Annotated in this window: 24 protein-coding genes; 14 read left to right on the top strand and 10 right to left on the bottom strand. The window is 71.1% G+C overall.

Annotated elements, in window-relative coordinates:
- The first annotated feature begins 31 nt into the window (after positions 1-31).
- Entirely contained in the window at positions 32-706 is a 675-nt protein-coding gene (locus L3i22_RS00480) for a class II aldolase/adducin family protein (RefSeq protein WP_221325040.1), read from the top strand.
- A 232-nt stretch (positions 707-938) separates the two neighbouring features.
- Here the strand turns inward: L3i22_RS00480 and L3i22_RS00485 are convergent, their stop codons facing one another.
- The 3 genes from L3i22_RS00485 to L3i22_RS00495 form a co-directional block, all read right to left on the bottom strand.
- A complete protein-coding gene (locus L3i22_RS00485; protein ID WP_221329723.1) occupies positions 939-1,721 on the bottom strand; it encodes a DedA family protein in 783 nt (260 codons plus the stop codon).
- Positions 1,722-1,887: 166 nt separating this feature from the next.
- Positions 1,888-4,377, bottom strand: coding sequence for a polynucleotide kinase-phosphatase (locus L3i22_RS00490; protein WP_221325041.1), 2,490 nt, complete (start codon positions 4,375-4,377; stop codon positions 1,888-1,890).
- Positions 4,374-5,735 (bottom strand): 3' terminal RNA ribose 2'-O-methyltransferase Hen1, encoded by a 1,362-nt coding sequence (locus L3i22_RS00495; protein ID WP_221325042.1) that lies wholly within the window; start codon positions 5,733-5,735, stop codon positions 4,374-4,376. Before L3i22_RS00495 ends, L3i22_RS00490 begins: the two co-directional genes overlap by 4 nt.
- Positions 5,736-5,833: 98 nt before the next feature.
- Between L3i22_RS00495 and L3i22_RS00500 the strand changes: the two genes are divergently transcribed.
- A complete protein-coding gene (locus L3i22_RS00500; RefSeq protein ID WP_221325043.1) occupies positions 5,834-6,340 on the top strand; it encodes a SigE family RNA polymerase sigma factor in 507 nt (168 codons plus the stop codon).
- Positions 6,337-7,395: an LCP family protein gene (locus tag L3i22_RS00505; RefSeq protein WP_221325044.1), complete on the top strand. Its 1,059-nt coding sequence runs from the start codon at positions 6,337-6,339 to the stop codon at positions 7,393-7,395. The genes L3i22_RS00500 and L3i22_RS00505 overlap by 4 nt, the downstream gene beginning before the upstream one ends.
- Before the next feature lie 33 nt (positions 7,396-7,428).
- Here L3i22_RS00505 and L3i22_RS00510 read toward each other — a convergent pair whose 3' ends face one another.
- Positions 7,429-7,614 carry a hypothetical protein gene (locus tag L3i22_RS00510; RefSeq protein WP_221325045.1) on the bottom strand — a complete coding sequence of 62 codons (186 nt, stop codon included), beginning with the start codon at positions 7,612-7,614 and terminating at the stop codon, positions 7,429-7,431.
- A gap of 277 nt (positions 7,615-7,891) precedes the next feature.
- On the opposite strand from L3i22_RS00510, the gene fbaA reads away from it, so the two are divergent.
- Positions 7,892-8,917 carry a class II fructose-bisphosphate aldolase gene (gene fbaA, locus L3i22_RS00515; protein ID WP_221325046.1) on the top strand — a complete coding sequence of 342 codons (1,026 nt, stop codon included), beginning with the start codon at positions 7,892-7,894 and terminating at the stop codon, positions 8,915-8,917.
- 107 nt (positions 8,918-9,024) lie between these two features.
- Entirely contained in the window at positions 9,025-9,546 is a 522-nt protein-coding gene (locus L3i22_RS00520) for a hypothetical protein (protein ID WP_255657849.1), read from the top strand.
- A 9-nt stretch (positions 9,547-9,555) separates the two neighbouring features.
- On the opposite strand, the gene L3i22_RS00525 is transcribed toward L3i22_RS00520, so the two are convergent.
- Genes L3i22_RS00525 through L3i22_RS00535 form a run of 3 tightly spaced genes read right to left on the bottom strand, consistent with a single transcriptional unit; the run spans position 9,556 to position 11,390 of the window.
- On the bottom strand, positions 9,556-9,846 hold the full coding sequence (locus tag L3i22_RS00525; RefSeq protein WP_221325047.1) for a hypothetical protein: 291 nt from the start codon (positions 9,844-9,846) through the stop codon (positions 9,556-9,558).
- 34 nt (positions 9,847-9,880) lie between these two features.
- Positions 9,881-10,159, bottom strand: a complete 279-nt coding sequence (locus tag L3i22_RS00530; RefSeq protein ID WP_221325048.1) for a hypothetical protein — start codon at positions 10,157-10,159, stop codon at positions 9,881-9,883.
- 43 nt (positions 10,160-10,202) lie between these two features.
- Positions 10,203-11,390 (bottom strand): LOG family protein, encoded by a 1,188-nt coding sequence (locus L3i22_RS00535; protein WP_221325049.1) that lies wholly within the window; start codon positions 11,388-11,390, stop codon positions 10,203-10,205.
- An 88-nt stretch (positions 11,391-11,478) separates the two neighbouring features.
- Between L3i22_RS00535 and L3i22_RS00540 the strand changes: the two genes are divergently transcribed.
- A complete protein-coding gene (locus L3i22_RS00540; RefSeq protein ID WP_221325050.1) occupies positions 11,479-12,468 on the top strand; it encodes an ADP-ribosylglycohydrolase family protein in 990 nt (329 codons plus the stop codon).
- Between the two features lie 35 nt (positions 12,469-12,503).
- Positions 12,504-12,926, top strand: a complete 423-nt coding sequence (locus L3i22_RS00545) for a DUF3151 domain-containing protein (RefSeq protein ID WP_221325051.1) — start codon at positions 12,504-12,506, stop codon at positions 12,924-12,926.
- Between the two features lie 70 nt (positions 12,927-12,996).
- Here the strand turns inward: L3i22_RS00545 and L3i22_RS00550 are convergent, their stop codons facing one another.
- Both L3i22_RS00550 and L3i22_RS00555 read right to left on the bottom strand, forming a co-directional pair.
- Positions 12,997-13,947, bottom strand: coding sequence for an acylglycerol kinase family protein (locus tag L3i22_RS00550; RefSeq protein ID WP_221325052.1), 951 nt, complete (start codon positions 13,945-13,947; stop codon positions 12,997-12,999).
- Positions 13,948-13,950: 3 nt separating this feature from the next.
- The gene (locus tag L3i22_RS00555) at positions 13,951-15,243 is read right to left on the bottom strand and encodes an adenylosuccinate synthase (RefSeq protein WP_221325053.1); all 1,293 of its coding nucleotides are present in this window, start codon (positions 15,241-15,243) and stop codon (positions 13,951-13,953) included.
- An 80-nt stretch (positions 15,244-15,323) separates the two neighbouring features.
- On the opposite strand from L3i22_RS00555, the gene purD reads away from it, so the two are divergent.
- Complete coding sequence (purD, locus tag L3i22_RS00560) at positions 15,324-16,565, top strand: phosphoribosylamine--glycine ligase (protein WP_221325054.1); 1,242 nt, start codon at positions 15,324-15,326, stop codon at positions 16,563-16,565.
- Between the two features lie 188 nt (positions 16,566-16,753).
- On the opposite strand, the gene L3i22_RS00565 is transcribed toward purD, so the two are convergent.
- A complete protein-coding gene (locus tag L3i22_RS00565) occupies positions 16,754-17,203 on the bottom strand; it encodes an SCP2 sterol-binding domain-containing protein (protein WP_221325055.1) in 450 nt (149 codons plus the stop codon).
- Positions 17,204-17,334: 131 nt separating this feature from the next.
- Here L3i22_RS00565 and L3i22_RS00570 point away from each other — a divergent pair, with 131 nt between their 5' ends.
- The 6 genes from L3i22_RS00570 (at position 17,335) to purL (ending at position 23,953) form a co-directional block, all read left to right on the top strand.
- A complete protein-coding gene (locus L3i22_RS00570; protein WP_221325056.1) occupies positions 17,335-17,832 on the top strand; it encodes a helix-turn-helix domain-containing protein in 498 nt (165 codons plus the stop codon).
- The gene (locus tag L3i22_RS00575) at positions 17,829-19,049 is read left to right on the top strand and encodes an MFS transporter (protein WP_221325057.1); all 1,221 of its coding nucleotides are present in this window, start codon (positions 17,829-17,831) and stop codon (positions 19,047-19,049) included. Before L3i22_RS00570 ends, L3i22_RS00575 begins: the two co-directional genes overlap by 4 nt.
- Positions 19,046-20,467 (top strand): adenylosuccinate lyase, encoded by a 1,422-nt coding sequence (gene purB, locus L3i22_RS00580; RefSeq protein WP_370644335.1) that lies wholly within the window; start codon positions 19,046-19,048, stop codon positions 20,465-20,467. The genes L3i22_RS00575 and purB overlap by 4 nt, the downstream gene beginning before the upstream one ends.
- A 62-nt stretch (positions 20,468-20,529) precedes the next feature.
- Positions 20,530-20,781 (top strand): phosphoribosylformylglycinamidine synthase subunit PurS, encoded by a 252-nt coding sequence (gene purS, locus L3i22_RS00585; RefSeq protein ID WP_221325058.1) that lies wholly within the window; start codon positions 20,530-20,532, stop codon positions 20,779-20,781.
- Entirely contained in the window at positions 20,778-21,485 is a 708-nt protein-coding gene (gene purQ / locus L3i22_RS00590; RefSeq protein WP_221329726.1) for a phosphoribosylformylglycinamidine synthase subunit PurQ, read from the top strand. Before purS ends, purQ begins: the two co-directional genes overlap by 4 nt.
- A gap of 47 nt (positions 21,486-21,532) precedes the next feature.
- The gene (purL, locus tag L3i22_RS00595) at positions 21,533-23,953 is read left to right on the top strand and encodes a phosphoribosylformylglycinamidine synthase subunit PurL (RefSeq protein ID WP_255658813.1); all 2,421 of its coding nucleotides are present in this window, start codon (positions 21,533-21,535) and stop codon (positions 23,951-23,953) included.
- Positions 23,954-23,998 lie beyond the last annotated feature (45 nt).

Consider the following 23,998-nt stretch of genomic DNA (forward strand, 5'->3'; position numbering starts at 1 on the left):
TGGCCACCCCTGGCGATTCGAGGAGGAACGGGTGAACTACGTGCCCGGTGACCTGCGTGACCAGCTCGCGCATGTGGGTTACGACGTGGTCCAGTCCGGCCTTGTCTGCGGCTCCGGCGGCAACCTGTCCGCCCGGATCCCCGACGAGGAAGCCATCTGGGTCACCGCGAGCGGTGCCTGGCTCGACCGGCTCAGCCGGGCGGCCTTCGTGCCGGTTCGTGTCACGGACGGTGAGCCCGCGACGATTGGCGCCCTGCCACCGCCGCGTGTCGATCCGACCAGCGAGCTCGCCCTGCATCTCGCGCTCTACCGGGCCCGCCCGGATGTCAACGCCGTGGTGCACCTGCACCCGCAGACGGCGTTGCTGCTCGATGCGCTCGGTGAGCACATCCGGATCGTCACGACGGACCATGCGTTCTATCTGCGCCGGGTGTCGACCGTGCCGTTCCGGCTGCCGGGCACGACCGAGCTCGCCGCCCTGACGGCGGCGATGGCCGCGGACGGCACCGACTGTCTGGTGCTCAGCCAGCACGGCTGCGTGGTCATGGGGGACTCGGTGGAGCTGGCGCACAAGCGCGCCCGCAATCTCGAGGAAGCCGCCTCGCTGACGTACAAGGCGCTGGCCGCCGGCCGGTTGGAGAACCTTCGGGACTGCCCGGAGGAGTTTGTGGAACGGCTTTCCGGGTCCGTGGCGATCACCGTCTGAGCGGACCCACCCAATGACGCTGCCAGCCGGCCGTCCCTAAGGCCGGCTGGATCGCGTCCGCCCCGAGCCTGGCCGAGACGACGGCCAGGCTTTTTGTGTGCCAGGGCAAAGATCAACGGCAAGATCAAGATCCGATTGAGGTACGGACGAAGCACACCGTCCCCCAGGCCCCGGGAAACACCTCGGCCGGCCCTGGATGGATCCAGGACCGGCCGGAAGTGGTGGACCGAGGTCAGGCGCGGTGCGACCGCGGCCGCCGGTTCCGCTCGTCGTCCTCGTCGTCACGGTGGTGGTGCTGGGCCGCCTCGGCGAGCCCGGCGATGCTGGCCGCCGCGACCACGCCGACCGCCGCCGACGGCTGCGGGCCGGTGTGCGTGCCGTTCTTCTTGGCCTTCCGCTCGCGCAGCATCTCGATCAGGATCGGCAGCGCCGAGATCAGCACGATGACCACGACGACCGGCAGGATGTAGTGGTCGATCTTGTCGCCGATGGCGTCGTAGATCTGCTTGGCCAATGCGTACCCGATCAGCAGCACGCCGTCGGTCCACAGGATCGCGCCGACCGCGTTCCAGAGGAAGAACTGCCGGGCGGGCATGCCGAGGGTGCCGGCCACCGGGTTCAGGAACGTCCGCACGATCGGGATGAACCGGGCCAGCACCACGGCCTTGGCCGGGCCGAACTTCTGGAAGTAGAACTCGGCCTTCTCCACGTACTCCCGCTTGAACAGCTTGGAGTCGGGGCGTTCGAACATGTTGCGGCCGTACCGTGCGCCGAGCCAGTGACCGAACTGCGCCCCGGCGATCGCGCAGATCGGCGCGCCGATCAGCAGGCCGGCCAGCGAGATCTGGGTGCCGCCGCCGAAGATCGCGTCGGCCACCGGGGACGCCGCGATGCCCGCCAGGAACAGCAGCGAGTCACCGGGGAAGAAGAAGCCGACCAGCAGGCCGGTCTCCGCGAAGAGGATGGCCCACACGCCGTACAGCCCGAAGGTGTGCAGCAGGTCCTTCGGGTCCATCGGGTTCAGGGCGAGCTGCTCGGTGAGCGCACGGGTGGTGTCCACGGTTAGCCAGGGTACCGGCCCTTCGGCGCGCCCAACCTGTACGACTGCTGTGGATACTTTGTGCTTACGGCCTGGAAACAAGGGCGCCCCCGCGCGGCGGCGAGGACGCCCTCGAACACGGTCAGAGCCGCGGGTCGACCGGCTCGGACTCGGCGGCCAGGATCGCGAAGACCAGTTCGTGCACCCGCCAGGACGGCGCGCCCTCGGCCAGCCGGTCCAGCGCCGCCAGGCCCATCCCGTGCTCGCGCAGCGCCATGTTCCGCTTGCGGCCCAGGTTGCGCTGCCGCAGGCGGTCGAGCTGCTCCGGCCGGGTGTACTCCGGGCCGTAGATGATCCGCAGGTACTCCCGGCCGCGGCACTTCACGCCCGGCTGCACGAGCCGGCCCTTGCCGTCGACCGCGGCCAGGCCGGAGTACGGCTTCACCACCATCCCCTCGCCACCGGCCCCGGTCAGCGTCAGCCACCACTCGGTCGCCGCTGCCTCGGCGGCCGGGTCGGCCAGGTCCACCACCATCCGCCGGGTCGGCGTGAACAGCTCCGGGTCCGCCGCGACCAGGCGATCCGCGATCGCCAGGTGCCAGCCGTGGTCCCGGTCGGCGTAGCTCACGCCGGCGCCGGCCAGCACCGCGAACGGCGCGAGCGTGACCCCGGTCAGCCCGTCGGACGGCTTCACGTACGCCAGGTAGGCCGCCGAGTAGCCGGCGATCTCCGAGGAGCGCAGCTCGAGTCGGTCCCGCAGCGCCGTGACGTCCAGCCCGCGACCGGCGGCCCGGTCCAACACGTCCAGTGCGGCCGGCAGCGCGGCCCGCCCGGCCGCGCCCACCCCGGCGAAGTGGTCGCGGATCAGGCTGCCGGCCTTCGCCGACCAGGGCAGCAGCTCCGCGTCGAGCAGCAGCCAGTCGGTCTCCAGCTCGGCCAGGATCGGCGCGACGGCGGCCCGGACCCGGGCCAGCAGCGGCCCGTCGAGTTCCGGCCCGAAGAACGGCCGCCCGGTCCGGGTCCAGATCGCGTCGCCGGTGCCGGACGCCGAGACCCGGACGACGGCCCGGGAGCCCATGTGTTTCTCCTCGCAGATCACCCGGCCGACGCCGGCCGCGCGCAGGTTGGCGAAGGCCGACGTCGGGTACTCCAGGAAGCCCTCGACGGTTGAGCTGGAGCACGGTGCCATCGTCGGGGGCAGCCAGACCAGGGTTTCCGGGTCGACGGCGAACCGGCCCATCACCTCCAGCGCGGCCGCGGCGTTCTCGGCGGGGACCGTGGTACGCCCGTACCCATAATCGAGGTGTTTGCGGCCGGTGACGTCGGTGATGTCCAGACCGCGGTCGGGTGCCGCGGCCGTGATCAGCGGCCGGACCGGGGCGTAGTACTCCTTCGCGGCCGGCGTGTCGACCAGCTCCCGCTCCGGCCAGCGCAGCGCGGTCAGCGCGCCACCGAAGACGCAGCCGGTGTCCAGACAGATCGTGTTGTTGATCCACTCCGCGCGCGGGGTGGGCACGTGGCCGTAGACGACGGCGGCGGACCCGCGGTACTCCTGGGCCCACGGGTAGCGGACCGGCAGGCCGTACTCGTCGGTCTCGCCGGTGGTCTCGCCGTAGAGCGCGAAGCTGCGCACCCGCCCGGACGTCCGCCCCTGGTACGCCTCCTTCAGCCCGGCGTGCGCGACCACCAGCTTCCCGTCGTCCAGCACGTAGTGGCTGACCAGGCCCTCGATGAAGGCGCGCACCTCGCCGACGAACTCGGCCGGCTCGGCCTCCAGCTGCGCCAGCGTCTCCGGCAGCCCGTGGGTGAGCTGGACGTTGCGCCCGTTCAGCTTGCGGGCCAGCTTCTGCTCGTGGTTGCCCGGCACACAGATCGCGTGGCCGGCCGCCACCATGCCCATCACCAGGCGCAGCACGCCGGGTGAGTCCGGCCCGCGGTCGACGAGGTCACCGACGAAGACCATCTTGCGACCTTCCGGATGTACGGCGTCGACCGGCCGCCCCGAGTCGTCCCGGACCAGCTCGTAGTCCAGCTTGCCGAGCAGGACCTCCAGCTCGGCCCGGCAGCCGTGCACGTCACCGACGATGTCGAACGGCCCGTGCTCGTCCCGCTTGTCGTTGAACAGCTTCTCGTAGCGGATCTCGGCGCCCGCGATCTCCTCCGGCCCGCGCAGCACGTGCACCTTGCGGAAGCCCTCCCGGGTCAGCTGCCCGAGCGAGCGCCGCAGGTCACGCTGCATGCGGCCGAGGACCTGGCGCCCGAACGTCCGGTCCGGCCGGGCCTGCGTGCGCTCCCAGGCCACCGACTCGGGCACGTCCAGGACGATCGCGACCGGCAGCACGTCGTGCTCGCGGGCCAGCTTGATCAGGGCGGCCCGGCCGTGCGACTGCAGGTTCGTCGCGTCGACCACGGTGAGCCGCCCGGCGGCCAGCCGCTTGCCGGCGATGTAGTGCAGCGCGTCGAACGCCTCCGCGGAGGCGGACTGGTCGTTCTCGTCGTCGGCGATCAGACCGCGGAAGAAGTCCGAGGAGAGCACCTGGGTGGCGGCGAAATGGGTGCGCGCGAACGTGGACTTGCCGGATCCGGAGATGCCGACCAGCGCGACCAGGCTGAGTTCCGGGATGTCGATCATGCGGTCACCTCCGTACGGATGAACAGGGCCAGCTGGGTCGGGGCGCCGGTGGTCTCGTCGGACTCACCCACCCCGCGGATGGTCACGGTGTAGCCGAACCGCGAAGCGACGGACTCGGCCCACTCGGCGAACTCGGCCCGGGTCCACTCGAAGCGATGGTCCGAGTGCCGCATCCCGGTCAGGCCCGGATAGTGCACGTTGTACTCCACGTTCGGGGTGGTCACGATGACCGCGCCGGGCCGGGCGCGACCGAACACGCCGGCCTCCAGCGCCGGGAGCCGGGGCAGGTCGACATGCTCGATCACCTCCATCAGCACGGCCGCGTCGTACCCGCTGAGCCGGTCGTCGTGGTACGTCAGCGCGGTCTGGATCAGCGTGATCCGGTCCCGCTGACGCTGCGGCAGCCGGTCCAGCCGGAGCCGGCGCTCGGCCTGCTCCAGCACCCGGACCGAGACGTCGGCCCCGACGATCTCGGTGAACCGGCTCTCCTTGAGCAGGGCGCCGAGCAGCGCGCCGGGCCCGCAGCCCAGGTCGAGCACCCGGGTCGCGCCGACCTCGGTCAGCGCGGCGAGCACCGCGTCCCGGCGCTGCGCGGCGAGCGGCGCCTTGCGCTCCACCGGCAGCTCGGCCTCCTCCTCGGTGACCGGCTGGTCCGCGTCCAGCAGCTCCAGCGCGGTGGTGGCCAGCGACTTGCGGTGCGCGAGGTAGCGGCGGGCGATCAGCACCTTCTCCGGGTGGCCGGCGAGCCAGCCGGCGCCGGAGCGCAGCAGCTTCTCGATCTCGTCCGGCGCGACCCAGTAGTGCTTGCCGTCGTCGAGCACCGGGAGCAGCACGTACAGATGGTTGATCGCGTCGGCGAGCCGCAGCGTGCCGGCCAGGCGCAGGTCGACGTAGCGACTGTCGCCGCCGAGCTCCGGCTCGAACGGGATCGCGGTGGCGGTCACCGTCCAGCCCAGCGGGGCAAACAGGCGGGTGACCAGCTCGGTGCCGCCACGCAGCACGGGCACCCGGATCTCCAGCGGGATCGCCTGGGCGGCCAGTTCCGGCCGATCCTTCGAGGTGCCACGCTGGGCGCTGCGGAAGATCTTCGACAGGGCGCTGGCGAGCAGGCTGGACGCCGCGTACGGCCGGTCGTTGACGTACTGGCTCAGCTCGAAGGCGTCGGCCCGGGCGCGCAGCTTCTGCGGATCGACGTCCAGCAGCAGCGCGGCGGTGCACCGCTCCTCGGTGGCCTCCGGGAACATGACGTACGCCGTACCGGTGGGCAGGTCGAACTGCTGGACCTTGTCCGGATGCTTGACCAGCAGGTAGCCAAGATCTGTCGCGGGCCGGTGGGTGGTCGTCACGGTGAGTAGCACGCGGTAGATGGTCGCAGCGCCGAGCCGCGCTGGCGATTCATTTGCGCGGGACCGCAACGATTCCGGTGTCCAGTCCCGTCGTAGGAGCGGAGGTGCCCGTGACCTACGAGGATTTCGCCGACAGCCGGCTCAGCGCGCTGTTGCGCTATGCCGTCATGTTGACCGGCGACCCCCACGCCGCTGAGGACCTGGTGCAGGAGACCATGCTCCGGGCCCAGCTGCACTGGTGGCGGGTGGCGCGCAGCGACTCTCCGGACAGCTACGTGCGCAGGATCCTGACCAACCAGTTCATCGAGTCCCGTCGAGCCTCGTGGTGGCGCCGTGTGCTGCTGCGGGCCGACGCGGATCCGGTGGTCGCGGCGCCCTCCGACCACGCCGCCGAGAGTGCCGAGCGGGATCGCGTCTGGTCCCTGCTCGCCACCCTGCCGCGCCGCCAGCGCGCGGCCCTGGTGTTGCGGTTCTACGAGGACCTGCCCGATCAGGAGATCGCCGACATTCTCGGCTGCGCCGTCGGGACGGTCCGTTCATCCATCTCGCGAGGGCTCGACGCACTCCGCGCCGAGCTGGTGGAGGCCCCCATGAGCGCAGCGGAGGTGACGAAATGAGCACGGTCGAGGAAGACCTGAGGGCCGCCTTCGGGCGGCAGGAGGCGGTGGTCCCGGAGGCTGGTCCGGTCCGGGCTCGCATCGATCTTGCCTGGGTACGGGTGAAGCGCCGCCGCACCCGGCGACGAGCGCTCGGCGCGGCCGCCGCCGTGCTGCTCGCCGCGGCAGCTGTACCGGTCGTGACCACCAACTGGTGGCACGGGGGACAACCGGAACAGATCCAGTCGGAGGAGCTCCTGGGCACCGCCATGCCGGGGAGCTCCGTGCCGGTCGCCCGCGACCCGGTCGACGTGCTGCTGATCGGCATCGACCGCCGACCGGGCTCGAAGACCGCGCGGGCGGACACGGTCATGCTGCTGCACCTGCCGGCCGACCGCAGCGCCGGCTGGATGGTGAGCCTGCCGCGTGACGGCCTGGTCGACGTGCCCGGCCACGGCCGGCAGAAACTCGCCGCGACGACGGCCCTGGGCGGCGCCCAGGTGACCACCGCGACAGTGACGGCGTTGACCGGGGTCGACCTGGATGCCGCCGTGGTGGTCGACTATCCGGCCTGGCGCGGGGTGACCGAGGCGGCCGGCCCGGTCCGGGTCTGCCTCGACCAGGCCATTTCGGCGCAGGGCGGCCGCAAGGGGCTGGCGAAGGGCTGCCAGCAGATCAACGACGGTGACGTCACCGCCCTGCTGCAGGGGCAGGACGGGCTGCGGCAACTCGGCATCGACCGGGATCGCAACACCCAGCGGTTCGTGGCCGCGCTGGCGAGGAAGCTGGCGGCCGACGGCACGGCCGGGTCCCTGACCCGGGTCCAGCAGTTGATCGCCGCAGCCGGGGCGGGTCTGCAGTACGACGGCGACCTGCCGGTCCTGCTGAAAGCGGCCACCCAGCTGGCGAGCCCGGAGCTGATCGGCCTGACCGCGCCCCGCTTCAACATCAGGTATGACGGCGAGAACACCGGCGTGATCGTCGACAGCGCCGACTGGAAGAGTCTCTACCAGGCGATTCGTGACGATCGGCTGGCGGGCTGGGCGGTCGCCAACCCGACCTATGTCACCAAGTGAACCGGTCCGGGCCGCGTGCGGCCCGGACCGTCGTCAGCGGTAGTCGTCGTCGAACTCGACGATCCGGTTCTGTTCCGCGGCGTCCCACTCGTTCGCCTCGGCGAAGACCGGCGCCTCGTCGGGTTCGTCGTCCGGCCCGGCCGGGACCGCACTCATCGCCTGCTCGGCGGCGTCCACCTCGGGCGTCTCCAGGTCGGCTTCGTCCATCAGACGTGTCATCCTCGGCTCCCCTCTCGTGTCGCCGGCTTCAGTCCCATGGTGCGCGTTTGCCCGGCCGGATGCCGCACAAACCGGCACCCGGCCACCGGCTGTCGCGGAGCGCGACACCTGTCGGCGGCAATATGCCCCACAACTGCTGATTCGTCACGGGACGGCGAGGCCGAGCCGACGAATTTCGGGGCGATTTCCGCTACGCACCGCGACTGCGGAATACTGCTGCTGGAGGACAGCGCGGTCCTGCCCTCTGCTTCCCGTTTGAAGAGCAAGGAGCGCACTGATGCCTATCGCTTCCCCCGAGGTCTACGCCGAGATGATCGATCGCGCCAAGGCCGGCGCGTTCGCCTACCCGGCGATCAACGTGACGTCCTCGCAGACTCTCAACGCGGCCCTGCAGGGCTTCGCGGAGGCCGGCAGCGACGGCATCGTGCAGATCTCCACCGGTGGCGCGGAGTACGCGTCCGGCCCGACGATCAAGAACATGATCACGGGCGCGGTCGCGCTGGCTGAGTACGCGACCGAGGTCGCCAAGAACTACCCGGTCAACATCGCGCTGCACACCGACCACTGCCCGAAGGACAAGCTGGACAAGTACGTCCGGCCGCTGATCGCGATCTCCCAGGAGCGCGTGAACAAGGGCCTGGCCCCGCTGTTCCAGTCGCACATGTGGGACGGCTCGGCCGTGCCGCTGGACGAGAACCTGCAGATCGCCGAGGAGCTGCTCGCCGCGGCCGCTGCCGCGAAGATCATCCTCGAGATCGAGGTCGGCGTCGTCGGTGGCGAGGAGGACGGCGTCTCCGCCGCGATCGACGACAAGCTGTACTCGACCGTCGAGGACGGCCTGGCCACCGCCGCCAAGCTGGGCCTGGGCGAGCGGGGTCGCTACCTGACCGCGCTGACCTTCGGCAACGTGCACGGCGTCTACAAGCCGGGCAACGTCAAGCTCCGTCCGGAGATCCTCAAGGAGATCCAGGACGCGATCGGCGCGAAGTACGGCGAGGAGAAGCCGCTCGACCTGGTCTTCCACGGCGGCTCCGGCTCGCTGCTCTCGGAGATCCACGGCGCGTTGGACTTCGGTGTGGTGAAGATGAACATCGACACCGACACGCAGTACGCGTTCACCCGCCCGGTCGTCGACCACGTCTTCAAGAACTACGACGGCGTGCTGAAGATCGACGGCGAGGTCGGCAACAAGAAGGCGTACGACCCGCGCGCCTGGGGCAAGCTGGCCGAGAACGGTCTGGCCAAGCGCGTTGTCGAGGCCTGCGAGCACCTCCGCTCGACCGGCACGACCCTCGCGAAGTAACTCTCCCGACGTAAGCGGCCGGTCCTCGTTCGCGGGGATCGGCCGTCTTCGTCTTGCGGGGTTACACAGCGACATGGGTACGATCGAGCGGTCTTGATCAAGGGACGGTGATCGTGCTCGCTATCGAGGGTTGGAAACCCGAGTGGCATCACGACGCCGAGGCGCTCGCCGCCACTCATCGACACATGTTCGTGCGGCTCATCGGCCGTAAATTGCGATCAAGCCGGCTGCTCTGGGATGTCGCCGAGCGTGGTTGGTTCGCCGACGGTCCGGTGATCCTCGACTTCGGACTGAGTCGCGTTGAGATCACTCACCGTAAGTTCGACGAGTGTGCGATCACCTGGGACCAGATCGACATGTCGATTCCGATCGACATGTACGAGCACTTCGACTGGCGTCCCGATCCGCACGCCGCGCTGCGCAACGCCCGGGGCCGTCAGCTGCGCGCGGTCAACATCATCGAGCGGACCACGGTGGCCGACTGGCGCCCGCGGGTGCTGCACGCGATCGAGTTCCTGTTCGACGGCGCCCGGCTCGCCGTCTTCAACGCGATGGACGAGAACGGGCTCACCGACGTACCGGAAAATGATCTTCCGGCGGCGCACTGGCGCCGGGTGCACGTCGCCTGAGCGGCGGGCTCAATCGCCGCCACCGCCGCTGTCGCCGCCGCCGCTGTCCGACGACGATCCGCTGTCGCCGCCCCCGCCGCCGTCGTGACTCGAGCCGTGGTGGCCGTCTGAGCCGTGGTGGTGGCCGTGCTGCGGGCTGTTGTCGCTCCACGAGTGTGAGGACGAGAGGCTGTCGGTGTGCGGCCCCGGTCCCCCGGAGTACCGGCGCCCGGCCGGGCCGTGGCCGCGCCGGGACCGGAGCCCCTTGGCGAGCCCGACGACGGCGAAACCGGCGATGATCACGAAGAGCAGGATCTCCATCAGCGCAGTGTGCGTCGGGCCGGCAAATCCCGCCTCAGTTCCCGCCGCCCCCACCGTCGCCGCCGCCCCCGAACGAGCCGCCGTCGCCACCCCACGAGGCGCCGCCGCCGTCGTGGTGCCCGACACCGTGGTGCCCGCCGTGATGGTGGTGGTGACTGGAGCCCGCGTCCGGCGGGAGGTAGTTCGCGTCGGTCCCGAAGTAACCGGCGTGATGTCCGCGGCCGGCCGAGCGACGATTGCGCCGCCCGGCCGTCACGGCCGAGATGAGCCCCAGGATCAGAATGCCCGCGAAGAACAGCAACAGGATCGCCATGCTCGCAGTGTGCGCCCCGCTGCCAAGCTCCCGTGAGCTGGGACTATGCGGTCAGTGCCGTCATCGCTTCGTCGATCGAGTCGGTGACCACGATCAGCCCGGACTGGTCGCCGTGCGGCGAGCGGGCCAGCAGCGTGCTCAGCAGCTCCACCACCGGGAGCTTGGCCCAGTGGTCGGAGCCGAGGAAGACGAACGCCCCGGACGGCCCGTCGGTCTGGTAGAACGTCTTCGTCGCGGCCTGGAACACCTCCTGCACGGTGCCGGCCCAGCCGGGCGCGAAGACGATCCCGCCGCGGGACAGGCGCAGGATCGAGTCCTCCCGGACGGCGTTGGAGAAGTACTTGCCGATCTGGCCGGCGAACAGGTTGGCCGGCTCGTGACCGTAGAGCCAGGTCGGCAGCGCCAGCCCGCCGTACCGGAGCCGGTCGGCCAGGTCGACGGCCGGCAGCGGGTAGGTCGCCCGGACACCCAGCGCCGCCGCGGTGTACGGATCGTGGTCCAGGAAGTGCGGCGCGGCCGCCAGCAGGTCGATCGCCGCGTCCAGCTCCCGCTCGCTCCGGGAGGCGAAGTACGCCCCCAGGTTGGCCGCCTCCATCACGCCGGGCCCGCCACCGGTCACGATCAGCCGGTTGCCCTTGGCCAGCCGCCGGGTCAGCGTCGCGGCCATCCGGAACGCCTCCGAGCCACGGGGCTCGGCGTGCCCGCCCATGATTCCGACCGCGCCCGCGGTGCCGTGCGACGTCGCCCACGCGGACAGCGCCTTGCCCAGCGCGTTGTCGATCCCGGCGTCGTGCAGCCGCTGGGCGACCGCCTCGCGGACGTCCGGAACCGCCCCGCCCCGGGCCACGAAGTGCTGGTAGACGACGGTGTCGTACATGCCGGCGAAGCCGCCCTCGTCGAACCCGGCGGCCAGGTCCTCCGGGGTGTAGAGCAGCGCGGGATGCGTCGGGTACGGCAGCGTGCGGAACGGCGGGACCACGTGCGCGCCCCGCCGGATCAGGTCGATCTCCACCTCGGGCGAGACGATCCGGCACCCGACGAACAGGGTGTCGCGCACGTCGACGGAGGCGAGGTCGGGCGGGTTCCGGTCGAGCCGCAGACCGAGAACGATCAGTCCGGCCAGGCTGTTCCGGACGAGGTGGGAATCGAGCTCTTCACGAGACTCGATCTCGAACGCGGTCGCGTCGAACGGCACGTCGCCGCCGAGCACCGGTTGCAGGGGATCGGGCATGGGTACATGGTGCGCCGCTCGGGCCAGGGCCGGACGCACACCCCGACCGTTGATGCGCGATGAACAACCGGGAACCTAGAGTTGCACCATGCGTGCTGCGTCGGGATCGATGTTCGGGTTGGCCTACGGCGACTCCCTCGGCAAACCCACCGAGTTCATGGACTACCCGGCGATCGTCTCCCGCTACGGCCCGGCCGGCCCGCGGCAGCTGCACGGCGAGCCGGCCCTGGTCACCGACGACACCCAGATGGCGCTCGCGGTCGGTGAGTCGCTGCTCGAGGTGCGCGACCCGGACGCCGAGCGGCTCGAACCGGTGCTCCGCCGCCGGTTCCTGGCCTGGGCGTACAGCCCGGAGAACGACCGCGCGCCGGGGATGACCTGCCTGCGCGCGATCGGTGCGCTGGCCGAGGGCGGCCCGTGGGTCGAGGCGACCCAGGCCGGTTCCAAGGGCTGCGGGGCGAACATGCGGGTCACCCCGGTCGGCCTGGTTCCCGGGTTCTCCGACGATCAGCGCGCCGGGGTGGCGCAGTTCCAGGCGGCCCTGACGCACGGGCACCCCACCGCGCTTGCGGCGAGCGAGCTCACCGCGTACGCGGTGCATTGGCTTCGCGGCGGCCTCGCGCCGGCGGACCTCCTGGCCGCCCTCCGCGACCGCTGCGATGAGCAGCGAAAAATTTATCGGGGGGACTGGCTCGGCGAACTTTGGCGCCGCCCGATGGTCGACTCGCCGGAGGAATTCATCGCGCGCGGCTGGGACGAGACCGCGGCCGCGCTGGACAAGGCGGCCGCGGGCCTCGCCGCCGGGCAGTTCGAGGGCGATCCGTGCCAGGTCACCGGCGGCGGCTGGATCGCCGAGGAGGCGCTGGCCGGCGCGCTCTACTGCTACCTGATCTCGCCGGACGAGCCGGTCACGGTCCTCGGCCGGGCCGCCGCGTCCTCCGGCGACTCGGACTCGATCGCCTGTCTGGCCGGTGCGTTCGCGGGCGCGGCGCTCGGCCTGGGCGCCTGGCCGGCCGGCTGGCAGACCCAGATCGAGTACGCCGATCGCCTGGTCAAACTGGGCACGGCCTGGGACTGAAACACAACGCCGGGGGCAGCGGGTTGAATGGGGGCATGCAGAACCTCCTTCCCGAGCCGCCGGCCACTCGACTTCCGGCCGACGCCGACGCCGACCAGGCCCTCGCCGCCGCCGCGACCGCCGGTACCGACGAGGCGTTCAAGGCGGTCGCGGCCAAGTTTCCGTCCTACAGCGCGGCGTGGGCCCCGCTGGCCGCCAACGCTCTCGCCGCCGGCGAGCCGGTGACCGCTTACGCCTATGCCCGCACGGGTTACCACCGCGGCCTGGACGCGCTGCGCCGCAACGGGTGGAAGGGCCACGGCCCGGTGCCCTGGGCGCACGAGGCGAACCAGGGCTTCCTCCGCTGCCTGCACGCGCTGTCGCAGGCGGCCGCGACGATCGGGGAGGCCGACGAGGCGGCCCGATGCGCTCAGTTCCTGCGGGACAGTGACCCGGCCGCGGCCGACGCCCTGACCTGAATCCGGTCCTGAGTCGCGCGTGACCCTCGTCCACATGTGATGAGGGTCACGCGCGAAGGTCCGAAAAGGATCAGGCGTAGACCGCCCAGGCCCCCGCCTCGGTCCACCACGACTTCTTCCGGCTGGTCGACCCGGCCACCCCGTCGTCGAGGAACTGCAGCTCCCCCTCGCGCGGCAGCACGGACACCGCACGGCCACGGGCGCGACGGACCTCGACCCGTACCCGAACGCCTTTTTTGAATCTCTGTTTGACGACGACCGGAACCGCGACCGCGACCTCGACCCGGCCGTCCTCGGGGTTTCCGTCGGCCAGCAGGCGGATCCCGTCGAACTCGGCGTAACCACCACCGTTGCCGACGACGCAGGCCAGGATCGGCTCCTCACCCTCGCTGAGGACGTGGTCGTCGACCTCGACCCGGCCCCGCCACGGCACCGCCGCGCCCTGCTCGTCCGAACCGCCGAGCAGCGCCCCGTCCAGGGTCACCGAGCCGCCGTCGTTGCGCAGCAGGTCGAGCCGGCGGGTCGAGCCGGCCAGCACGGCTTTCGCCACGTCGACCGGGGTCCGCGGCAGGCCCAGCTGAGCGGCCAGATCGTCCTTGTTGTCCGGATCGAGCGGCAGGATCGCCAGCGGCGGCAGATCCGGCACGGTCCGGTCCGCGGCCAGGTCGCCGGGGCGCTTGCTGGGCGCCGGCGCCCAGCGCCGCACCATCCGGCGGACCACGGCGCGCAGCTGGGCGTCGCTCGCGCTGGCGATCACCAGGCGGAGATCGTCGGCGAAGGCCGGCCAGGTCAGGCCGTCCGCCCGGGCCGGGCCGTCGAACCGGGCCAGCACGGCGTCGATCTCCTGATCCGAGCCGGCCTGCACCGTCTCGACCTGGGCGCCGGCCTCGCGGAGCACATCCGCGCAGGCCAGCACCGGGGTGCGCGGCGTGGCGCAGACCGCGTTGCAGCCGCCGCAGCCGGATTCGGAGCCGCACGAGTCGCCCGACCCCTCGGCCAGGCTGAGGACCACCACGTCCATGACTCAGGCCTCGCTCAGCACCGAGTGCCGCTCGATGACCGCTTCGCGGCCGGGGCCGACGCCGACGATCGAGATCCGCGCGCCGATCCGGGCCTCGACGAACTCGACGAAGTCCTGCGCCTCCCGGGGCAGGTCGGCGAACTTGCGGCAGCCGGAGATGTCCTGCTTCCAGCCGGGCAGCGTCTCGTAGATCGGCTTGGCGTGATGGAAATCGGTCTGGTTGATCGGCATCTCGTCGTGCCGGACGCCGTTCACCTCATACGCGACGCAGACCGGGATCTCGTCCAGGCCGTCGTAGTTGTCCAGCTTGGTCATCGCGAAGTCGGTGACCCCGTTGATCCGCTGCGCGTAGCGGCCGATCACCAGGTCGAGCCAGCCGATCCGGCGCGGGCGGCCGGTGGTCGTCCCGTACTCGTGGCCGACCTCGCGCAGGTAGTCGCCCCACTTGTCGCGCAGCTCGGTGGGGAACGGGCCCTCGCCGACCCGGCTGGTGAACGCCTTGAGCACCGCGACGACCCGGTCGATCCGGGTGGGCGGGATGCCGGCGCCGGTGCAGGCGCCGCCGGACGTCGCGTTCGAGCTGGTCACGAACGGGTAGGTGCCGTGGTCGACGTCGAGCAGGGTGGCCTGGCCGGCCTCGCAGAGGACGACCTTGCCCTGGTCGAGGGCCTGGGACAGCTCCAGGGCGGTGTCCGCGACGTACGGCCGCAGGCGGTCGACGTACGACAACAGCTCCTGGACGACCTCCTCGCCCTTGACCGCGCTGCGGTTGTAGATCTTCGACAGCACCTGGTTCTTGAAGGCCAGGGCGGCGGTCACCTTCTGCCGCAGGATCGACTCGTCGAAGAGGTCCTGCACCCGGATGCCGACCCGGTTCATCTTGTCGGCGTAGGTCGGGCCGATGCCCCGGCCGGTGGTGCCGATCCGGCGGGCGCCCAGGAAGCGCTCGGAGACCTTGTCCAGCGAGCGGTTGTACGACGCGATGACGTGCGCGTTCGCACTGATCCGCAGCCGGGAGGTGTCGATGCCGCGGGCCTCCAGGCCGTCGATCTCCTGGAACAGCACGTTCAGGTCGACGACGACGCCGTTGCCGATCACCGGGATGACGTTCGGGGAGAGGATCCCGCTCGGGAGCAGGTGCAGTGCGTACTTCTCGCCGTCGATGACGACGGTGTGGCCCGCGTTGTTGCCACCGTTGAACTTGACCACGTAATCCAGCCGGTCGCCCAGCAGGTCCGTGGCTTTGCCCTTGCCCTCGTCGCCCCACTGGGCGCCGATCAAAACGATCACCGGCACTGGAAGGATGCCTTTCCCCAAGGTCGTACCTGGAGGAGCCCGGGTACTGCCGAAGTTTACGCGACGTAAGATGGGCCGTCGTGCGCGTACTTCTGATCGGCTCCGGCGGGCGTGAACACGCGCTTGCTGTCGGGCTAGCCGCCGACCCATCCGTCAACTTCCTCGCCGCCGCTCCCGGCAATCCAGGGATAGCGCAGGTGGCGGAGCTGCACGAGGTGACGGCCACCGATCCCGCCGCGGTCGCCGCGCTCGCCGTCGAGCTGAGCGCCGACCTGGTGGTGGTCGGCCCGGAGGCGCCGCTGGTGGCCGGGGTCGCCGACGCGGTCCGGGCCAAGGGCATCGCCTGCTTCGGCCCGTCCGCCGCCGCGGCGCGGCTGGAGGGCTCCAAGGCGTTCGCCAACGAGGTGATGGCCGCCGCCGGGGTGCCGACCGCCCGGTCGTTCGCCTGCACCGACATGGCCGCGGTCCGCGCCGCGCTGGACGAGCTGGGCGCGCCCTACGTGGTGAAGAACGACGGTCTCGCCGCCGGCAAGGGCGTGGTGGTCACCGACGACCTCGACGAGGCGCTGATCCACGCCGAGGCCTGCGGCAAGGTCGTCATCGAGGAGTTCCTGCCCGGCCCCGAGGTCTCGCTCTTCGTGATCACCGACGGCACCGCGGTTGCCCCGCTGATGCCGGCACAGGACTTCAAGCGGCTCGCCGACGGCGACGAGGGTCCGAACACCGGCGGGATGGGCGCCTACGCGCCGCTCGACTGGGCGCCGGAGGACCTGACCGAGCGCGTGCTCCGGGAGACCGTCGAGCCCACCCTCGCCGAGATGCGCCGGCGCGGCACGCCGTTCGCCGGCCTGCTCTACGTCGGCCTCGCGCTCACCCCGGACGGGCCCAAGGTCATCGAGTTCAACGCGCGCTTCGGCGACCCGGAGACCCAGGTGGTCCTCGCGCTGCTGGGGACGCCGCTGGGCGGTCTGCTGAAGGCCGCCGCGGACGGGACGCTCGCCGCCCACCCGCCGCTGATCTGGCACGGCGGTTCGGCGATCACGATCGTCGTCGCGAGCCACAACTACCCCGGCACCCCGCGCACCGGCGACGTGATCACCGGCGGCGAGGTCCCCGGGGTGATCCACGCCGGCACCGCGCGCAACTCCTCGGGCGAGCTGATCTCGGCCGGCGGTCGCGTGCTCAGCGTCACCGCGACCGGCGTCGATCTCCCGTCCGCCCGCGACGCCGCCTACGCCCTGGTCAGCGGCGTCTCACTGCCGGGCGCACAGTTCCGCTCGGACATCGCGCTGCGCGCGATCAACCACGAGATCAAAATCTAAAACCTGCTTGGCGTACGGGGTGAAACCGCGCCCCGCCGCCCCTGAGCGCCACGCGGCCGGGCCCGGCACCGGGGCGGACGCCGCGACGGGTCACTGGGCGGGGCCTGCACGTCGTACCGAAAAGGGGTGTGTGATCTGGTCGCGGAAAGCGCGACCGGACCGCACACCCCGCCCGGAGCGGACCTGGATCAGGCCTTCGGGATGTCGAAGAGCTTGGCGATGCTGGCCGCCAGCGCCAGGTCGCCCTTCGCCTTGATCTTGCCGGTCATGAACAGCATCATCGGGTTGCCGTCGCCCGCGACGACCTTGAGGAAGGTGACCGCGTCCATGGTCATCGCCAGCTTCGGCTCGCGGGCCGGCTCGGTGGTGACGGTGCAGGCGCCGTTCTCGATCACGGTCTCGTAGGTGTTCGAGGCGGCGTTCGGCCCGGTGATGATCCAGTGGATGACGGCCTGGGCGTCGCCCGCCTTCTCCGCGCGGAACAGCGAGGGCATCCGGTTGAAGACCTCGTCGAGGATCTTCGTCCGCGAGTCCGACGCCATGACCTCAGCGAGCTTGGAGTCCGGCGTGGACTTGACGAGCTGAGCGAACTCCTTCGGGCCGATCGAGGAGAGCGACTCGGTGTTGAATTCAGTCATCGGTGGACCTTTCGGAATGAGCGTCGAACCTACTCGCCAGTAACCTTAGCGAGAATGCCGCCTTTTCGTGCAGTCTGCCACTCTCCAACAAGTGTTGGACGGTTGACCCGGCCGGTTCTAGACTCCCCAACATGTCTTTGGGGGATGCTTCGCTGCGCGCCCTGGCCCACCCGGTCCGCCTGCGCATTCTTTCGCTGCTCACCGGGGCCGAGCTGACCGCCGCCGACATCGCGCGGGAGCTCGGCATCACCCACGCCAACGCCAGTTATCACCTGCGCAACCTGCTGGCCGGCGGCCTGATCGTGGCCGCCGGGGAGGAGAAGATCCGCGGCGGTCTGGCCAAGCGCTACCGGTACGACCTGAAGAGTTCACTCAGCAGCGACCAGGTCGCGCACTTCTACCCGGCCGCGGCCGAGGAGCTGACCCGGCGTGCCGCGCGACGTCGACCGGGCAACAAGGGCGCGCTCGGCGACGCCGAGGTCTGGGTCGACCCGGCGGTCTGGCTGGAGATCCGGGACCGGATCGCCGCCGCGGTGCGCGACCTGCACGCCGCGGCCCGCCCACCCGGCACCCCGGGCACGATCCGGACCAGCACGACGGTGGCCCTGTTCGAGATGGAGGACGAGTGACCCGCGCGTTCCGCCTGCTCGTGGCCGGGCGGGCGGTGGACGTGTTCGGCAACGCGTTCGCGCCGATCGCGCTCGCCTTCGCGGTGCTCGACCTGACCGGCAGCGCCGGCGACCTGGGCCTGGTGGTCGGCGTCCGGACCGTCTGCAACGTGGCCTTCCTGCTCTTCGGCGGCGTCCTCGCCGACCGCCTGCCGAAGAATCTGCTGATGGTCGGCGCCAACCTGGTCGCCGCGCTCACCCAGGGCCTGATCGCCGCGCTGGTGCTCACCCACACCGCGACCATCCCGGCGCTGATCGGGCTCTCCGCGGTCAACGGCGCGGTGGCCGCGCTCGCCATGCCGGCCAGCTCCGCGCTGCTGCCCCGGACGGTCGCTCCGGACTACCGGCAGCGGGCGATCGCGCTCAGCCGGCTCACCTTCAGCGGCGCGATGATCATCGGAGCGCCGCTGGCCGGGGTGGTGGTCGCCGCGGTCGGGCCGGGCTGGGGCATCGTCGTCGACGCCGCCACGTTCGTGATCTCCGCCGCCTGTTTCGCGTTCATCCGGGTGCCCTTCGTGGCTCCGGCGGAGCGGGTGGGTGTGCTCCGGGAACTGCGGACCGGGTGGTCGGAGTTCCGCTCGCACACCTGGCTCTGGGTCGTGGTGGTCGGCGCCTGCGTGACGAATCTGGCCTGGTCCGGGGCCACCCACGTGCTGGCTCCGGCGCTCGCCGACGTGACCATCGGCCGCCGGGCCTGGGGCCTGGTCCTCGCGGCCCAGACCGCCGGCATGATCGCCGGGGGCCTGCTGGCGATGCGGTTGCGGCTGCGGCGCTTTCTTCGGTACGGCGTACTCACCCTGTTCGCGATGGCCGGGCCGCTGATCGTTCTCGGACTCTCTCCGCACCTGCTCCCACTGGCCGGCGCCGCGTTCCTGGCCGGGGTCGGGCTGGAGCAGTTCAGCGTGGCCTGGGAGTCCACGATGCAGGAGCACATCCCGGCGGACCGGCTGGCCCGGGTCTACTCGTACGACATGGTCGGCTCGTTCCTCGCCGTCCCGATCGGCGAGATGGCGGTCGGCCCGATCGCGGACCACATCGGTCTGCGGCCGGCCCTGCTGGGCTGTGCCGGAGTCCTGGTGGCCGGCCTGCTCGGCATGTTGCTCAGCTCGGACGTCCGCACCCTGCGTCACCGGCTGCCGAGGAGTGAGCCGGAGCACATGGAAGAATCAGTGCCGTGACCATCCCGAACGTGCTTGCCAGTCGCTACGCCTCCGCCGACCTCGTCACTCTCTGGTCGCCGGAGGAGAAGATCCGGATGGAGCGCCGGCTCTGGCTGGCGGTCCTGAAGGCCCAGCGTGACCTCGGCGTCTCGGTGCCCGACGGCGCCGTCGAGGCGTACGAGTCGGTGCTCGACCAGGTCGACCTGGCCTCGATCGCGGCCCGCGAGCGGGTCACCCGGCACGACGTCAAGGCGCGGATCGAGGAGTTCTCCGACCTCGCCGGCTTCGAGCAGATCCACAAGGGAATGACCTCCCGCGACCTCACCGAGAACGTCGAGCAGCTGCAGGTCCGGGCGTCGCTCGAGCTGATCCGGGACCGCGTGGTCGCCACCCTGGCCCGGCTCGCCGCCCTCGCCGTGGAGCACTCCGACCTGGTGCTGACCGGCCGCTCGCACAACGTCGCGGCGCAGGCCACCACGCTGGGCAAGCGGTTCGCGTCGGCGACCGAGGAGCTGCTGATCGCGTTCGAGCGGCTGGAGGACCTGCTCGGCCGGTACCCGCTGCGCGGCATCAAGGGCCCGGTCGGCACCGCGGCCGACCAGCTGGACCTGCTCGACGGGGACTCCGAGAAGCTGGCCGAGCTGGAGGCCAAGGTCGCCCGGCACCTCGGCTTCGCCCGGGTGCTGAGCAGCGTCGGCCAGGTCTACCCGCGCTCACTCGACTTCGACGTGGTCTCCGCGCTCGCCCAGATCGTCGCCGGTCCGTCCTCGCTGGCCACCACGATCCGCCTGATGGTCGGCCAGGAGCTGGTCACCGAGGGCTTCAAGCCGGGCCAGGTGGGCTCGTCGGCGATGCCGCACAAGATGAACACCCGCTCGTCCGAGCGGGTCAACGGCCTCGCCGTGATCGTCCGGGGCTACCTGTCGATGGTCGGCGAGCTGGCCGGCGACCAGTGGAACGAGGGCGACGTCTCCTGCTCGGTGGTGCGCCGGGTGGCCCTGCCGGACGCGTTCTTCGCCACCGACGGGCTGTTCCAGACGTTCCTCACCGTGCTGGACGAGTTCGGGGCGTACCCCGCGGTGATCGCCCGCGAGCTGGACCGCTTCCTGCCGTTCCTGACCACCACCAAGCTGCTCGTGGCGGCGGTCCGCAAGGGCGTCGGCCGGGAGGTCGCGCACGAGGTGATCAAGGAGCACGCGGTCGCCGTGGCGCTGGCCATGCGGGAGAAGGGCGTGGCGGTCAACGACCTGTTCGACCGGCTCGCCGTCGACGGCCGCCTGCAGTTGACCCGGGCCGAGATCGACACCCTGGTGGCCGACCGGGCCGCCTTCGTGGGCGCCGCGCCGGCCCAGGTGCGCGCGGTCGCGGACCGGGTCGCCGAGATCGTCGAGCGTTACCCCTCGGCGGCCGGCTACACCCCCGCGCCCATCCTTTGAACTGCCTGAACAGTTGACCAGGTAGTCTCTTTCGTGCTTACACCTATCAGTCAGGAGTGCCCGTGGCTCGCGTCGTGGTCGACGTCATGCTCAAGCCGGAGATCCTGGATCCGCAGGGTCAGGCAGTAGCGAATGCGCTGCCTCGGCTCGGCGTCACCGATGTCTCGTCTGTTCGCATCGGCCGTCGGATCGAGATCGAATTCGATGGCGAACCCGACCTGGATCGGGCTCGTGAGATCGCCGACAAGCTGCTCGCCAACCCGGTGATCGAGGACTACGTGGTCCGGGTCGAGAACGCGGCGGGGGTCGCCTGACCATGCGGATCGGTGTGGTCACCTTCCCTGGTTCACTCGACGACGGGGACGCCGCCCGCGCCGCCCGGATCGCCGGCGCCGAGGCCGTCCGCCTCTGGCACGGGGACCCGGATCTGCACGGGGTCGATGCCGTGGTCCTGCCCGGCGGCTTCTCGTACGGCGACTATCTGCGCTGCGGCGCCATCGCGCGATTCGCTCCGGTGATGGAGTCGATCATCGACGCGGCCCGTGGCGGCCTGCCCGTGCTCGGCATCTGCAACGGCTTCCAGGTCCTCTGCGAGGCGCATCTGCTGCCCGGCGCGCTGACCCGGAACCAGCACCTGCACTTCCGTAACCGGGACCAGTGGCTCAAGGTCGAGGCGACGAACACCGCCTGGACCAACGGCTTCACCCCCGGCCAGGAGATCCTCATCCCGGTCAAGAACGGCGAGGGCTGCTTCGTCGCCGACCCGGCCACGCTGGACAAGCTGGAGGCCGAGGGCCGGGTGATCGCCCGGTACATCAACGGCAACCCGAACGGCTCGCAGCGCGACATCGCCGGGATCACCAACGAGGCCGGCAACGTCGTCGGCATCATGCCGCACCCGGAACACGCCGTGGAGGCGCTGACCGGCCCGTCGCTCGACGGCCTCGGCTTCTTCACCTCCGTCCTGCGGGCCCTGGCGGGGTCGTCCGCGGGCGGCACGCAAGGGGGACAGCAGTGACGACGCAGCAGACCAAGTCGGAGACGGCCTTCGCTGCGACCGACGTCCTGGCCGACAGCTACGCGGACGGGCCGGACACCGTCGAGAAGGCGGAGCAGTCCTCGGACGACCTCCAGCCGTACGCGGATCTCGGCCTCAAGGACGACGAGTACGCGAAGATCAAGGAGATCCTCGGCCGCCGGCCGACCGCCTCCGAGCTCGCGATGTACTCGATCATGTGGAGTGAGCACTGCTCGTACAAGTCGAGCAAGGTGCATCTGCGCGAGTTCGTCGCCAAGGTCCCGAAGAACACCCGGATGCTCGCCGGCATCGGCGAGAACGCGGGCGTCGTGCAGGTCTCCGACGACCTGGCGGTGACCTTCAAGGTCGAGTCGCACAACCACCCGAGCTACGTGGAGCCCTACCAGGGCGCGGCCACCGGCGTCGGCGGCATCGTGCGGGACATCCTGGCGATGGGCGCCCGCCCGATCGCGGTGATGGACCCGCTGCGCTTCGGTGCGGCCGACCACCCGGACACCGCCCGCGTGCTGCCCGGCGTGGTGGCCGGCATCGGCGGCTACGGCAACTGCCTGGGCCTGCCGAACATCGGTGGCGAGATCGTCTTCGACCCGACGTACCAGGGCAATCCGCTGGTCAACGCGTTGAGCATCGGCGTCATGCCGGTCGAGCGGCTGCAGAAGAAGGAAGCCACCGGCACCGGCAACATCGTCGTGCTGATGGGCGCGCGGACCGGCCGGGACGGCATCGGCGGGGTCTCCGTGCTGGCGTCCGCCACCTTCGACGAGGAGGCCGAGCAGCGCCGCCCGTCGGTGCAGGTCGGCGACCCGTTCATGGAGAAGCTGCTGATCGAGAGCTGCCTGGAGCTGTACGACGCCGGCCTGGTCTCCGGCATCCAGGATCTCGGCGGCGCCGGCCTGACCTGCGCGCTCACCGAGACCGCCGCGGCGGCCGGCACCGGCATGCGGGTCTGGCTGGAGCGGGTCCCGCTGCGCGAGGCCTCGATGTCGCCGACCGAGATCCTGGCCAGCGAGTCGCAGGAGCGGATGCTCCTGATCGTCACGCCGGAGAACCTGGACGCGGTGCTCAAGGTCGCCGAGAAGTGGGGCGTCTGGGCCACCGCGATCGGCGAGGTCACCGCGGCCGCCGGGGACGGCACCCCGGGCCGCCTGCTGATCACCTGGAACGACCACGTCGTGGTGGACGTGCCGCCCGGCTCGCTCGCCGACGACGGCCCGGTCTACAACCGGCCGATGCGCGAGCCGTCCGACCTGATCCTGCTGCAGGCGGACCGGGCCGAGACGCTGCACCGCCCGTCGACCGGTGACGAGCTGCGCGAGACCGTGCTGCGGATGATCGCGTCGCCGAACCTGTGCGACAAGACCTGGGTCACCGAGCAGTACGACCGGTACGTGCTCGGCAACACCGTGCTGGCCCAGCCGGAGGACTCCGGCGTGCTGCGGCTCGACGAGGAGACGAACCTCGGCGTGGCGCTGTCGGTGGACGGCAACGGGCGGTTCGCGCGGCTCGATCCGTACGAGGGCGCCAAGCTGTCGCTGGCCGAGGCGTACCGGAACGTCGCCGTCACCGGCGCCGAGCCGATCGCGGTCTCCGACTGCCTGAACTTCGGCTCGCCCGAGGACCCGGCCGTGATGTGGCAGTTCGCCCAGGCCGTGAACGGTCTGGCGGACGGCTGCCAGCAGCTCGGCATCCCGGTGACCGGCGGCAACGTCAGCTTCTACAACCAGACCGGCGCCGCCGCGATCCACCCGACCCCGGTGATCGGCGTGCTCGGCCTGTTCGACGACGTCACCCGGCGCATCCCGATGGGCTTCCCGAAGCCGGCCACGGCCGAGGGTGACCTGCTCTTCCTGCTCGGCGAGACCCGGGCCGAACTGTCCGGCTCGGAGTGGGCCTGGGTGACCCACAGCCACCTCGGTGGCCGTCCGCCCAAGGTCGACCTGGCGGTCGAGCAGTCGCTCGGCAAGCTGATGGCCCGGGCGTCGCAGACCGGCCTGGTCGCCGCGGCGCACGACCTCTCCGACGGTGGCCTGGCCCAGGTGCTGGTGGAGAGCTGCCTGCGGCACGAGGTGGGCGCCAAGGTGACCTTCCCAGCCGGTGGCGAGTCGGCGTTCGTCCAGCTGTTCAGTGAGTCGGCGGGGCGGGCCCTGGTGGCCGTGCCGCGCGGGCACGAGACGGCGTTCGTCGCGCTGGCGGCCGAGTTCGGCGTCCCGCTCACCCGGATCGGGGTCACCTCCCCGGAGGCGGCGCTCGAGGTGGCGGACCAGTTCTCGATCCCGCTGGGCGAGCTGCGGACGGTCTGGTCGGCAACCCTGCCGAAGCTGTTCGGTGGGCCGGCGTTCGCCGGTGCGCCGGTGGTGGAGCCGGTCGCCGAGGTCGAGGCCGAGGTGGCCGAGGTCCGTTCGGTGACGCTGGAGCTGACCGAGTCGAAGGCGCCGGACGAGTCCTGAGCCTCTCGAGAATGTAAAAGCCGGCCGGGGGAGGTTTCCCCGGCC

The organism is Actinoplanes sp. L3-i22, from assembly GCF_019704555.1.
Taxonomy (GTDB): Bacteria; Actinomycetota; Actinomycetes; order Mycobacteriales; family Micromonosporaceae; genus Actinoplanes.

Coding starts and splice junctions, on each gene's coding strand:
- L3i22_RS00485 (WP_221329723.1), bottom strand. CDS start 1,721: ATGGACCCGAAGGACCTGCTGCACACCTTCGGGCTGTACGGCGTGTGG.
- L3i22_RS00490 (WP_221325041.1), bottom strand. CDS start 4,377: ATGATCGACATCCCGGAACTCAGCCTGGTCGCGCTGGTCGGCATCTCC.
- L3i22_RS00505 (WP_221325044.1), top strand. CDS start 6,337: ATGAGCACGGTCGAGGAAGACCTGAGGGCCGCCTTCGGGCGGCAGGAG.
- L3i22_RS00510 (WP_221325045.1), bottom strand. CDS start 7,614: ATGACACGTCTGATGGACGAAGCCGACCTGGAGACGCCCGAGGTGGAC.
- fbaA (WP_221325046.1), top strand. CDS start 7,892: ATGCCTATCGCTTCCCCCGAGGTCTACGCCGAGATGATCGATCGCGCC.
- L3i22_RS00525 (WP_221325047.1), bottom strand. CDS start 9,846: ATGGAGATCCTGCTCTTCGTGATCATCGCCGGTTTCGCCGTCGTCGGG.
- L3i22_RS00530 (WP_221325048.1), bottom strand. CDS start 10,159: ATGGCGATCCTGTTGCTGTTCTTCGCGGGCATTCTGATCCTGGGGCTC.
- L3i22_RS00535 (WP_221325049.1), bottom strand. CDS start 11,390: ATGCCCGATCCCCTGCAACCGGTGCTCGGCGGCGACGTGCCGTTCGAC.
- L3i22_RS00540 (WP_221325050.1), top strand. CDS start 11,479: ATGCGTGCTGCGTCGGGATCGATGTTCGGGTTGGCCTACGGCGACTCC.
- L3i22_RS00545 (WP_221325051.1), top strand. CDS start 12,504: ATGCAGAACCTCCTTCCCGAGCCGCCGGCCACTCGACTTCCGGCCGAC.
- L3i22_RS00550 (WP_221325052.1), bottom strand. CDS start 13,947: ATGGACGTGGTGGTCCTCAGCCTGGCCGAGGGGTCGGGCGACTCGTGC.
- L3i22_RS00565 (WP_221325055.1), bottom strand. CDS start 17,203: ATGACTGAATTCAACACCGAGTCGCTCTCCTCGATCGGCCCGAAGGAG.
- L3i22_RS00570 (WP_221325056.1), top strand. CDS start 17,335: ATGTCTTTGGGGGATGCTTCGCTGCGCGCCCTGGCCCACCCGGTCCGC.